Source organism: Phyllobacterium sp. NPDC097923 (genome assembly GCF_044760925.1).
In the GTDB taxonomy this organism is placed as follows: Bacteria; Pseudomonadota; Alphaproteobacteria; order Rhizobiales; family Rhizobiaceae; genus Phyllobacterium; species Phyllobacterium calauticae.
The window spans coordinates 1-11,531 of record NZ_JBIWBL010000013.1; the positions used below are offsets into that span (position 1 = coordinate 1).

General features: G+C 60.3%; 14 protein-coding genes and 1 tRNA gene. 5 read left to right on the forward strand and 10 right to left on the reverse strand.

Features of this window, described 5'->3' with window-relative positions; translation table 11 throughout:
* A partial coding sequence (locus tag ACIQWS_RS25250; RefSeq protein ID WP_403185116.1) for a hypothetical protein occupies positions 1-181 on the forward strand: 181 nt, incomplete at its 5' end.
* On the opposite strand, the gene ACIQWS_RS25255 is transcribed toward ACIQWS_RS25250, so the two are convergent.
* Positions 166-1,599 carry an aldehyde dehydrogenase family protein gene (locus tag ACIQWS_RS25255; protein ID WP_403185118.1) on the reverse strand — a complete coding sequence of 478 codons (1,434 nt, stop codon included), beginning with the start codon at positions 1,597-1,599 and terminating at the stop codon, positions 166-168. The two genes, ACIQWS_RS25250 and ACIQWS_RS25255, sit on opposite strands and share 16 nt — an antisense overlap.
* 204 nt (positions 1,600-1,803) lie before the next feature.
* The gene (locus tag ACIQWS_RS25260; RefSeq protein WP_403185120.1) at positions 1,804-2,838 is read right to left on the reverse strand and encodes an L-idonate 5-dehydrogenase; all 1,035 of its coding nucleotides are present in this window, start codon (positions 2,836-2,838) and stop codon (positions 1,804-1,806) included.
* 167 nt (positions 2,839-3,005) lie between these two features.
* Between ACIQWS_RS25260 and ACIQWS_RS25265 the strand changes: the two genes are divergently transcribed.
* Both ACIQWS_RS25265 and ACIQWS_RS25270 read left to right on the forward strand, forming a co-directional pair.
* Positions 3,006-3,773: an SDR family oxidoreductase gene (locus ACIQWS_RS25265; RefSeq protein ID WP_346304968.1), complete on the forward strand. Its 768-nt coding sequence runs from the start codon at positions 3,006-3,008 to the stop codon at positions 3,771-3,773.
* Positions 3,770-4,270, forward strand: coding sequence for a gluconokinase (locus tag ACIQWS_RS25270; protein ID WP_403185123.1), 501 nt, complete (start codon positions 3,770-3,772; stop codon positions 4,268-4,270). Before ACIQWS_RS25265 ends, ACIQWS_RS25270 begins: the two co-directional genes overlap by 4 nt.
* Positions 4,271-4,272: 2 nt before the next feature.
* Here the strand turns inward: ACIQWS_RS25270 and ACIQWS_RS25275 are convergent, their stop codons facing one another.
* The 6 genes from ACIQWS_RS25275 to ACIQWS_RS25300 all read right to left on the reverse strand — a co-directional run bounded on the left by ACIQWS_RS25275 (position 4,273) and on the right by ACIQWS_RS25300 (position 9,093).
* Positions 4,273-5,157 carry an NAD(P)-dependent oxidoreductase gene (locus ACIQWS_RS25275; RefSeq protein WP_403185125.1) on the reverse strand — a complete coding sequence of 295 codons (885 nt, stop codon included), beginning with the start codon at positions 5,155-5,157 and terminating at the stop codon, positions 4,273-4,275.
* A gap of 32 nt (positions 5,158-5,189) precedes the next feature.
* The gene (locus ACIQWS_RS25280) at positions 5,190-6,125 is read right to left on the reverse strand and encodes a 2-hydroxyacid dehydrogenase (RefSeq protein WP_403185127.1); all 936 of its coding nucleotides are present in this window, start codon (positions 6,123-6,125) and stop codon (positions 5,190-5,192) included.
* Between the two features lie 27 nt (positions 6,126-6,152).
* A complete protein-coding gene (locus tag ACIQWS_RS25285) occupies positions 6,153-6,884 on the reverse strand; it encodes an amino acid ABC transporter ATP-binding protein (RefSeq protein ID WP_403185129.1) in 732 nt (243 codons plus the stop codon).
* Complete coding sequence (locus ACIQWS_RS25290; RefSeq protein WP_223616117.1) at positions 6,865-7,524, reverse strand: amino acid ABC transporter permease; 660 nt, start codon at positions 7,522-7,524, stop codon at positions 6,865-6,867. Before ACIQWS_RS25290 ends, ACIQWS_RS25285 begins: the two co-directional genes overlap by 20 nt.
* The gene (locus ACIQWS_RS25295) at positions 7,521-8,225 is read right to left on the reverse strand and encodes an amino acid ABC transporter permease (protein ID WP_346305349.1); all 705 of its coding nucleotides are present in this window, start codon (positions 8,223-8,225) and stop codon (positions 7,521-7,523) included. Before ACIQWS_RS25295 ends, ACIQWS_RS25290 begins: the two co-directional genes overlap by 4 nt.
* A gap of 64 nt (positions 8,226-8,289) precedes the next feature.
* On the reverse strand, positions 8,290-9,093 hold the full coding sequence (locus tag ACIQWS_RS25300) for a transporter substrate-binding domain-containing protein (RefSeq protein ID WP_223616119.1): 804 nt from the start codon (positions 9,091-9,093) through the stop codon (positions 8,290-8,292).
* A 311-nt stretch (positions 9,094-9,404) separates the two neighbouring features.
* Between ACIQWS_RS25300 and ACIQWS_RS25305 the strand changes: the two genes are divergently transcribed.
* Both ACIQWS_RS25305 and ACIQWS_RS25310 read left to right on the forward strand, forming a co-directional pair.
* Entirely contained in the window at positions 9,405-9,731 is a 327-nt protein-coding gene (locus ACIQWS_RS25305) for a hypothetical protein (RefSeq protein WP_403185133.1), read from the forward strand.
* A 54-nt stretch (positions 9,732-9,785) separates the two neighbouring features.
* A complete protein-coding gene (locus ACIQWS_RS25310; RefSeq protein WP_403185135.1) occupies positions 9,786-10,814 on the forward strand; it encodes a LacI family DNA-binding transcriptional regulator in 1,029 nt (342 codons plus the stop codon).
* On the opposite strand, the gene ACIQWS_RS25315 is transcribed toward ACIQWS_RS25310, so the two are convergent.
* Together ACIQWS_RS25315 and ACIQWS_RS25320 are read right to left on the reverse strand one after the other, a co-directional pair.
* On the reverse strand, positions 10,811-11,188 hold the full coding sequence (locus tag ACIQWS_RS25315) for a DUF4180 domain-containing protein (RefSeq protein ID WP_392082854.1): 378 nt from the start codon (positions 11,186-11,188) through the stop codon (positions 10,811-10,813). The genes ACIQWS_RS25310 and ACIQWS_RS25315 overlap by 4 nt on opposite strands.
* Positions 11,189-11,441: 253 nt before the next feature.
* A tRNA-Met gene (locus ACIQWS_RS25320) sits at positions 11,442-11,518 on the reverse strand.
* Positions 11,519-11,531 lie beyond the last annotated feature (13 nt).

Sequence of the window (11,531 nt, forward strand, 5' to 3'; positions counted from 1 at the left end):
CACGCCTTTTCCAAAAAAACGCACAAAACAAAACTTTCTCAAATCAGCCAAGCAACCCCTGGGGATAACTCAACCGACACCACACCAAGAAGCCAATGAAAACGGGCAGTGCAACCGCACCGCCCGCCAAAAACCGATCTGTCATGAAAATAGAGAAAGCGTCCGTCAGGCCAGCGTATAGGCCGTCTTCACGGTCGTATAGAATTCGGCAGCGTATTTGCCCTGCTCGCGCGGGCCATAGCTCGAGCCCTTGCGTCCGCCGAACGGCACGTGGAAATCCACGCCTGCCGTGGGCAGGTTGACCATGACCATGCCGGCTTCGGCATTGCGCTTGAAATGCGTGGCATGTTTCAGGCTCGTCGTCGCAATGCCCGAGGACAGGCCGAACGGCGTATCGTTCGCGGTATGCAGCGCTTCCTCATAATCCTTGACCCGGATCACGCTGGCGACCGGACCAAAAATTTCCTCGCGGGAAATCCGCATCTGGTTGGTCGCTTCGGTGAACAGTGCCGGCTGCAGGTAGAAACCGGGATTGTCGCGGGTCAGCCGCTCGCCGCCGAAGGCCAGCCTGGCGCCCTCGGTCTTGCCGATGGCGATATAGTCCTCGTCCTGCTTCAGCTGGCTCTGATCGACCACCGGCCCGATATGGGTTCCGGCTTTCAGGGCGTCATCGACAACGACACTCTTCAGGCGTTCGGTTGCCGCCGCAACGAACCGGTCGTGGATGCCCTCGGTGACAATGATGCGCGAGGACGCGGTGCAGCGCTGGCCGGTGGAGAAGAAGGCGCTGTTGACGGCGGCTTCCACGGCGACAGTCAGATCCGCATCATCAAGCACGACAAACGGGTTCTTGCCGCCCATCTCCAGCTGGAACTTGCGCATATGTTCGATGGAGGCCGCAGCAACGCGCTTGCCCGTCCCCACGGAACCGGTGAAGGTGATGGCATTGACATCGGCACTGTCCAGAATGGTCTGGCCGACAACCGAACCCTTGCCCATGACGAGGTTGAGCACGCCCTTCGGCAGGCCGGCGCGGTGCAATATATCGACGATGGCCCAGGAACAGCCGGGAACCAGATCCGCAGGCTTGAAAACCACCGTATTGCCATAGGCCAATGCCGGCGCAATCTTCCAGGCGGGGATGGCGATGGGGAAATTCCACGGCGTGATGATGCCGACGACACCCACGGCTTCCCGGGTGACTTCCACGCCGATGTTCGGGCGGGCACTGGGGAGAACCTCGCCGGCCAAGCGCAGGACTTCCCCGGCGAAGAAATCAAAAATCTGGGCGGCGCGCACCGTCTCGCCGATGCCTTCGGCCAGGGTCTTGCCTTCCTCGCGTGACAACAGCCGGCCGATCTCGTCCTTGCGGGCGGTGATCTCATCGGCGGTCTTGCGCAGGATGGCGTGACGCTCAAGAATGCCCGAGCGCGACCAGGCCGGGAACGCCGCCTTTGCCGCGGCTATGGCGTTCAGCGTGTCTTCGGCCGTCGCCCGCGCATATTCACCGACGACGTCATTGGTGTTGGAGGGGTTGATGTTGGCGATCGCATCGCCACCGATCCACGCGCCGTCGATCAGGTTCTGGTGCACTGTCATGATATGTTCTGTCCTTCCTGATGACGGCACAAGGGCCGTCACGCTGCAGCCGTCGACCGGCCTTCTCCCGAAACGCTTATGCCGAACAATCCCCCGGCGATAGGCCCGAAAGCATCAACGCTCTGTCAAAGGGGAAGCGGCGCCGGACCTTAACATAGGGAAAAGCGGTTTCAATGGACATTTGGCGCATTCCCGGCACGAATGTCAGGCAAAGGCGAGCTGCACCTTCATCGAACGGTTGCGATCGCCCGCGGCCTCAAAGGCCTGTACCGCCTCGTCAAGGCTGAAGATGCCGGTAAGCAGCGGCTTCACATCGACAATTTTCCGGCCGATCAGATCAACCGCCAGGCCGAACTCCTCGTGGAAGCGGAAGGAGCCGCGCAGGTCGATTTCCTTGGAGACGATCAGGTTCTGCGGAATGGCGATGTCCCCACCAAGGCCGAGCTGCATGAGAATGCCACGCGGGCGCAGGACGTCGAGCCCGGCGCGCAGCGCCCGTTCATTGCCCGATGCCTCGAACATCACATCGAACGAGCCCTTGTTAGCGGAATAGGCTGCCAGTTGTTCCGGATGGTCGGCGACATTGATGGTCCGGTCCGCCCCGATCTCCCGGGCCTTGACCAGCACCGCATCCATGACATCGGTCGCGACAATCTCCCGGGCGCCATGCGCCCGCGCCGCCAGAATGGTCAGCGCCCCGATGGGGCCGCAGCCGGTAATGAGGACGCGCTTGCCAAGCAATGAACCGGCGCGCTTGACCGCATGCAGCGTCACGGCGAAGGGTTCGGCAAAGGCCGCCTCGTTGATCGAAACGCCATCCGCCACCCGGTGGCATTGCCAGGCCTCGGCGATCAGCCGCTGGCGGAATGCGCCCTGGATATGCGGCATGGGCATGGCGCTGCCGTAAAAACGCATGTTGAGACAATGATTCTGCAGCCCTTGCAGGCAATAATCGCAATGGTTGCAGGGACGGCTGGGCGATACCGCCACCCGGTCACCGACGGCAAGACCACTGACCCCTGCCCCCAATGCCCTGATGGTTCCGGCAATCTCGTGGCCGAGGATCATCGGTTCACGCAGCCGGATCGTGCCGAAACCGCCATGATTATAATAGTGCAGGTCCGAGCCGCATATGCCGCCGGCCTCAACGGCAATATCCACTTGCCCGACTTCGGGAATGCCGGGATCGCGTTCCTCGATGCGCAGATCCTTTGCCGCGTGGATGACAACAGCCTTCATACGTTCCTCCCCTTGCGCTTCAAGCCGCCAGCCGCAACGGCCGGGATCAATTTCAGCGCGATAACACCGGAATACTTGCATATGTTATCGATAACATTTATGTCAAGCGGAGAAGGAAGCGATGACATCCCGCAATCGGAATTCCGCAGAACCGGAGGAAACAAAGAATGGCCTATCCATTGTTCAGCCTGGAGGGAAAACGCGCCCTCGTTACGGGATCAAGCCAGGGAATCGGCTTTGCCCTGGCCAAGGGATTGGCTGAACACGGCGCGGAAATCATCATCAATGGCCGCGATGCGGCAAAGGTCGATGCCGCCGTTGCCGAACTCAGGGCGGCGGGCCATAAAGCCCATGCGGCCGCGTTCGACGTGACCAGCCTGGAGAGCGTCAAGGCCGGCGTCGACACGATCGAGACAAATATTGGCGCGATCGATATTCTGTTCAACAATGCCGGAATGCAGTTCCGCACGCCGCTTGAGGACTTTCCCGAAGACAAGTGGCAGCTGCTGCTGCAGACCAATATTTCCAGTGTCTTTTATGCCGGACAAAGCGTGGCAAAGCACATGATCAAGCGTGGACGTGGGAAAATCATCAATATCGCCTCCGTACAAAGCGAGCTGGCGCGGCCTTCCATCGCGCCGTACACCGCAACCAAGGGCGCCGTCCGCAACCTGACGCGCGGCATGTGCACGGACTGGGCCAAATACGGCCTGCAGGTCAACGCCATCGCACCCGGCTATTTCAAGACGCCGCTCAATCAGGCGCTGATCGACAATCCGGAATTCTCCGGCTGGCTGGAAAAGCGCACCCCGGCGGGACGATGGGGCAATGTCGAGGAACTGGTCGGTGCTGCGGTGTTTCTGGCCAGCGATGCATCGTCCTTCGTCAACGGCCAGGTCATCCATGTCGATGGCGGTATCACGGCGTCCCTATGATCAGGCTGATCGTCATGGGCGTGAGCGGCTCCGGCAAATCTTCAGTTGGAGAGGGCATCGCGGCGGCACTGTCCCTGCCGTTCATCGAAGGCGACGGGCTGCATCCGGAAAGCAATGTGAAGAAAATGTCGGCGGGTATCCCGCTGACCGACGAGGATCGCTGGCCTTGGCTCGACAAGATCGGCGCGGAACTCGCCAAGGCCGAAAAGGGCGTGGTCGTGTCCTGCTCCGCATTGAAGAAGATGTATCGCGACCGGCTGCGCCGGGAAGCGGGCGGGACCCTCGCCTTTGTCTTTCTCGACGGCAGCCTGGCCGTCTTGCGCGATCACATGGGCAAGCGCACCGGGCATTTCATGCCGCTGTCGATGCTCGACAGCCAATTGGCGACGCTGGAATCGCCAACGGGTGAACCACTCGTGTTCACGCAGGATGTCGCGCATCCGATCATGCAGATCGTCGAGGCCAGTGTGGCATGGCTGAGAGCGCAGGAACTGTGATTCTAGCTGGAAAACCCATCGAGAAGCCGCATCATCTCGGCTGAATCGCGCGCCCCTAGACCGGCTGCACACAGCAGCCGGTGAATTTCAACGACCTGACCGGTCATTGGCAACGGCGTCTTCGTCTTCAACGCAAAGCCCTGCAGCGAATCGAGATCCTTGAGCATGTTGTCGATGCGCCCGGTCGGCGTGTAGTCGCGCGCGGCAAACTTCGCCATGAATTCCTGCATGATCCGGTTGTCGGCCCGCCCGCCCGCCAGGGCCTGCGGTATCAGCGCCGGATCAACGCCGCCCGCTTCCGCCAGCTTCACCGCCTCGGCAACCGCCTGAAACGCCACGGCGCAAAATAGCTGGTTGATCAGCTTCGTCGTCTGCCCCGCCCCGCTCGGCCCCATCAGCGTATAGTTGGCGCACAGATGCTGCATGACGGTACGGCCGCGCTCGAAATCGGCGGCATCGCCGCCAGCCATCACGGTCAATCGCCCGGCAAGCGCACCGGGAACACCGCCGGACAAGGGGCAATCCAGCCATTTCATTCCCGTTGTTTCCGCCAGCACTGTCGCCATGTCAGCGGTTTCCTTCGGATCAATCGACGACATGTCGATCAGCAGCCTGCCCGCGCCGGCGGCCGCAGCCACGCCATCCACGCCGAACACAACCGTACGGACAATATCGGCATGGTTGAGGCTCAGAATGACGAACCGGCTTTGCGCCGTGGCCGCGGCAACCGAAAGTGCCGCCACGGCGCCTTTGGCCACAAGTGCCGCCACCTTCTGCGCGTCGACGTCAAACACCGTGACCCGATGGCCGGTCTCGATGAGCCGTGTGGCAATCGCGGCGCCCATGAGCCCGGCGCCAATAACAGCAATCGTGGATGCATCGGCCATGGCGGCTCTTCCTCTGTCTATCGCGATATCTGTCAAACAACCGCCGCCGGCAGCGGCTTGCCGGCAAATTGCGCTTCCAGATTGGCAAGCACAAGATCAGCCATGGCCCGGCGTGTTTCGTGGGTGGCACTGGCCACATGCGGCGAAAGCACGACATTCTTCATGCCGAACAGCGCCTCCGGCACACGCGGCTCGTCCGCGAACACATCGAGCCCGGCTCCTGCAATGGTACCATGCTGCAAGGCTGCAACGAGAGCGGTTTCATCGACAAGCGAACCGCGGGCGATATTGATCAGGCTGCCTGTGGGCCCGAGGGCTTTCAGCACATCGGCATTGACCACGTGTTTTGTCTCGGCCGAAGCGGCCGCCGCAATGATCAGCACATCACAATTGGCTGCAAGCTCCGCGAGCGTCGGGTAAAATGCATAGGGAACATCGAGCTTGCGGCGCCCCGAATAGGAAATCTGCCCGTCAAAGGCGACAAGGCGTTTGGCGATGGCCTGGCCGATGCGGCCAAGTCCGAAAATGCCGTAGCGCCGGCCCGTCACGCGGTGCCCGAGGCCGAGCTCGCCCTTTGGCCAGTTGCCTGCACGAACATGATTGTCGGCCAGAACAAGCTGCCGCGCCAGATTGATGATCAGCCCAAGCGCAAGGTCGGCCACGTCGGCGGTCAGAACATCCGGTGTATTGGCGACGCGATAACCGCGCTGGCGCGCCGCGTTCAGGTCGATCTTGTCGTAACCGACACCATTGATCGAAACGATCTCCAACTTGGGCAATTGCGCCGCAAGTTCGGTCGGAATGCCGATATGCCCGCCTGTCACCACGCCGCGGATGCGATCCGCATGGGATTTCAGGAAGCCCGGCTGGTCCGTCATCTCAAACCAACGATGCACGGTATAGTGCCTGGCAAGATCCGCTTCGAGTGCGGGCATCAGCGGGCATAGCTGCAGAATATCGATCGGCATGATCATGGGATTCCCTAATGGATGGATTTACTTGACATCGGCTTTGACGAACTGGCGCAGCTCCGGCGTCTTGGGATCGCTGAAGAGCTGTTTCGATGGCCCTTCCTCCCAGATCCTGCCCTGGTGCATGAAAATGGTTCTGGTCGCGACCCGGCGGGCAAAAGCCATCTCATGGGTCACCAGGATCATCGTCATGCCGTCCCGTGCCAGCTGTTCCATGACGTTGAGCACTTCCTCGGTCAGTTCCGGATCGAGCGCAGACGTCACCTCGTCGAACAGCATCACTTTCGGCTGCATGGCGAGGGAGCGGGCAATGGCGACGCGCTGCTGCTGGCCGCCGGACAGCTCATCCGGATAGGCATCGAATTTTTCCGAGAGACCAACCAGCTTCAGCACCTTTTCTGCGGTTTCGCGGCTCTGTGCCCTGGCGACATTCTTGACGATCTTCGGCGCCAGCATGATGTTGTCGCCGACACTCAGATGCGGGAAAAGATTGTAGCTCTGGAAGACGATGCCGACGTCCCGGCGCAGTTCCCGCAGCTGCCTGGGATCGCTGCTCACCGTGTGGCCGGCAATCTCGATGCGGCCGGAATTGATCTTTTCCAGGCCGTTGATGCAACGCAAAAGCGTGCTCTTGCCGGAACCCGACCGGCCGATCAGCGCGATCACCTCGCCGCGCTCGACGGTCAGCGAGACACCTTTGAGCACCTCGACCGAGCCGAAGCTTTTATGAACATTTTCAACGATGACTTCTGGCATGGAGTCTCCTTTCCAGCCAACGCGACAGCTGGGACAGCGGATAACAGACGACGAAGTACAGCGCCGCGACCGCAAGAAACACGCGGAAGGGCTGGAACGTCGCATTGTTGATGAGTTGGCCCGCACGGGCGAGTTCGACAAAACCGATGATCGAGGTAATCGACGTGTTCTTGACCACCTGCACGGCAAAGCCGACGGTTGACGGCAATGAGATGCGCAACGCCTGCGGCAGGATCACATAGCGATATTGCTGCACGCGCGTCATGGCGAGCGATTCGGACGCCTCCCACTGCGGCTTGGGCACGGACTGGATACAGCCGCGCCAGATCTCGGCGAGATAGCCCGACGCGTAGATCGTCATCGAAGCGCCCGCTGCCACGAGAGGCGGCAGCTGCAGTCCGGCGAGGCTCAGCCCGTAATAGGACAGGAACAGGATCATCAGCACCGGGATGCCCTGGATGATCTGGATATAGGTCGCGGCCGCGATCCGCAGCCATTTGTGCGTGGAGGTGCGGGCAAGCGCGATGACGAAGCCGACAATACCGCCGCCGCTGAGCGCGATGATGGTCAGGACAACCGTCCACAGCAGCGCCGAGACAAGAAAGCCGAATTCGCTGAAACCGAAGGTCCGGAGAATCATGCCTGCACCTCCGGAAGAGCGACCGCGGTTCGCCGTGCCACGCGGCGGCCGAACAACCACAGTCCGATAACGGCCAGCACACCGCGCAGGGCGAGCGCCAGCGCAAGATAGATGAGCGTGACGACGATATAGACTTCGAAGGAACGGAAACTCTGCGATTCGATGAAGGCGGCCGATGCCGCAAGTTCCTTCGTCGAAATCGCCGAGCACACCGACGATGCCAGCATCATCAGGACAAACTGGCTGCACAGCGCCGGATAGACCTTGGCTATGGCCGGCATGATGATGACGTGGCGGTAAATCTGCAGCCGCGTGAAGCCCAGTGCCTCGCCCGCCTCGATCTGCGATTTGTGAATGGATTCTATGCCGGCGCGGATGATCTCGGTGGAATAGGCGGCGAGATTGATCGTCATGCCGATCAGGGCTGCCGTCACCGCGCTGACCCGGAAACCGAGCCCCGGCAGGCCGAAATAGACAATGAAGAGCTGCACGAGAAACGGCGTGTTGCGGATGATCTCGACATAGGCATCGACGAGAATGCGGCCGATGCCCGGTTTCATCGAGCGGATCGACGCAAGGACAATGCCGGCGGCACAACCAAGGATGATCGACGCCACGGAAAGCTTGATCGTCATCCATATGCCGGCCAGAATTTCATTCTGGTATTGGGCGATGACGCCAAACTGGAAGGTGTAGGACATCTCCGGTCTCCATTGGAAAATGGCACCGGGCAGACTTTGCCCGGTGAACCGATTGAGCGGCAGATCAGAAGGATGGCAGCTGCGGCATGGGCTGTCCGGTCCACTTGACCGAAATGGCATCAAGCTCGCCGGAGTTCTTCATCAGATAAATCGCCGTATTGAGCCACTGGCGCATCTCGAAATCCTGCAGCGCCGTTGCCATGGAGTTGCCCTGGCGGAAGAAGGTGAAACCGACCTGCAAACCGGCATCGGGTAACTGCTTCAACACCGCATCGGCCACCGTCGACGGCAGCGCGACCGCATCGACCTGTCCGGCGATCAGCGCCTGGGCCGTGGTCGAATCATCTTCATAGACCACGAGCTCGAGCCCCGGCACGGCGACTTTGCGTAAAGCTGCTTCCTGAGACGAACCGCGATTGACCGCGACGCGCTTGCCGCCGAGTTCAGAGAGGGCCGCGAACTTCTGGTCCTTGCCGGAAACGATCACCATGTTGAAAGCGCTGTAGGGCTGGGTGAACATCACCGTCTTGGCACGCTCGCCCGTTGGCGCAAGCGTCGCAATGAGGAAATCGACCTTGCCGGTCTGCAGCGCCGGGATACGCGATGGCGGCGTCAGCGGCACAAGTTCTGCCTTCACGCCGAGATAACCGGCAATCAGGTTGGCGACATCAACGTCATAGCCGGTCGGATTGCCCTTCTCGTCGACCATGCCCATCGGCGGCGCGCCGGTGAGCACGCCGATTCGGACGGTGCCGCGCGACGTGATGTCGTTCAGCGTGACCGCATTGGCATCGACTGCCGAAAACAGCCCTGCAGCGGCAAGGCCGACGGCCGCGACCATCACACGCAATGATTTTGAAATACCCATTCTTGTCTCCTCCACTTGTCGTGTTGTCAATGATTCCGGCGATGCCTCCCGAGCATCACCCGCCAGTCTCAGTGCGTATCAATTGTTCTCGATAACATTTCCATTCAGTCTGTTGATTCCGCGATACTGCGCTATGATTCTTCGACAGTATTTCGTCCAGAAGCATCAAGCCGCAGCCTATTCAAACCAATCGGCAGCATTCCCTGACGGCTTGTCAATTTTGCTGCTTGTTTTTCCAATCAAGCATGTTATCGGTATCATTACAAGTGGCAAGGCGAAAATGCCACGCGCTCAAGACGCTAGGAGGATGCATGTTCACCCGGTCGGCCATTTTCGAGGGAACGATTCACAAAGGCCAGGAAGAGGCCTTCTTTCAGATGGTGGAGGAGCGATTGCTGCCCGTCTGGAAGCGCATGCCGAACGCCCAGGCGGTGCGCGTCATGCGCACGGTTGATTCGGACCCTGATTCGCCTGATATCGCCATGGTTCAGGAGGTCGACTACCCCTCGATGGAAGCCGTGAAGGAAGCCCTTGCCTCGCCGGTGCGCCTCGAAGGCCGGGCCATCACCGATGAAATGATGCGCATGTTTGACGGCCGTTTCTACCACGTGGTTTACAACAGGATCGCCCCGAAGTAACTGATTCGGAACAGACAGGACCGAACCGTGCCGCCATCTTCGCCCAAAGCCACCATGCACGACGTCTCCCGCCTCGCCGGCGTGTCGAAGATGACCGTCTCGCGGGTGCTGGCGGACCCTGATCTCGTTTCCGAATCAACCCGCAACCGGGTGATGAAGGCCATCGAGCAGCTGAGCTACGTGCCGGACCGGGTGGCGGGCAGCCTTTCCTCCCGGCGCACCAACTTTATCACGGCGATTCTGCCGACCCTGACCAATTCCAATTTCGCCGATACCGCGCAGGGTCTTGCCGAAGCCATGCGGCCGGCCGACTATCAGCTCCTCATCGGTTACACCATGTACCGGCTGGAGGAGGAAGAGCGAATCATCCGCGCCATGCTCGCCCGGCGGCCCGATGCGATTGTGGTCGCGGGAACCACCCACACCAAGGCGGCCAATGAAATGATGCTGCGGGCCGGTATTCCGATCGTCGAAATCTGGGATACGCCGGAACATCCGATCGACCATGCGGTCGGCTTTTCCAATTATGAAGTCGGACGGGCAGCCGCACTGCATCTCCTGGCATTGGGGCACCGGCGAATCGGTGCGCTTGGATCCAGGATGGACAGCGACGCAAAAGATTTGCGCGGCGAATCACGGCTCGCAGGTTTCACCTCGGTGCTGCGCGAGGCCGGTCTGAGTGATGAACTGGTGATTCGCGCTGGCCAAGCCCCGGTTTCCTACGATCATGGCGCCTTCACGCTCGGCATATTGCTGGAACAAGCCCCGGACGTGGAAGCGGTCTTCGCCGTTTCTGACATTTCCGCCGTCGGCGCGCTGATGGAATGTCACCGGCGCGACATCAAAGTGCCCGGCGATCTCTCGCTGATGGGCTTTGGCGATTTCGATATTGCCCGGCAATGTGTTCCGGCAATCACAACGATTCGCATCGATGCCGAACAGATCGGTCGCAGGACCGGCGAACTGCTGCTGCAGGTTCTCGATCGCAGCGCCGCCCGGGAATATGCACCGGCGGCGGCGGTCAATATCGGGTTCGAGCTGGTGACGCGCGGCACAACGGCACCCGCAGGAAAACCGCGTTAACCGGCTACGTGAATTGCCAGCCGTTGATCGAGCTCGGCCAGATCGCGGATAAACCACAGGCTGCGCCCGCGATTCGTCTCATAGACAAAGTCGCGCAATGGCTTGCTTGTGTCCGCCCACGCGGAAATATCTCCGAGAATGGCCAGGCGCATCTGATAGTTGACGAATTTCTGGATGACTTCCCCGGCAATCCGGGTCTTGAGGTCGAGAAAATCATCACCAAGCCGTGAAACCGGAATCACGGCGAGCGTTGCGTCCTGCGCCCAGGTCTCGCTGAGGAACCTATTGGCATCCCGCGCAGCGGCAAGTTTGTCACCCTCCGCGGCGAACAGAAGAACGCGCAGACCATGCATCTCGATTACATCGTCGCTCATCTGTCGAAAATTCCTTTGGCTGCAAGCATGCACGATGACATCGCCAGAATAGCGCCGCAGCAAACCGGCACAATGATTATTCGGGTTGAGCGGAATAAACGTTTCAAACTTTTTGGAGCGTTATAAGCCGACGAATTTATTGTTGCACAAGGACTTCGTGCGCTGGTATTTTCGCGTCGCCTTAAACGACGGACGCCCCGCTTTTGGCGGGGTTGTGTTTGTGTTTTGCGAGAAGCTGGATTTGTATGTTTGTTGGTTGCGGGGACAGGATTTGAACCTGTGACCTTCAGGTTATGAGCCTGACGAGCTACCGGGCTGCTCCACCCCGCGCCACCATATCCGG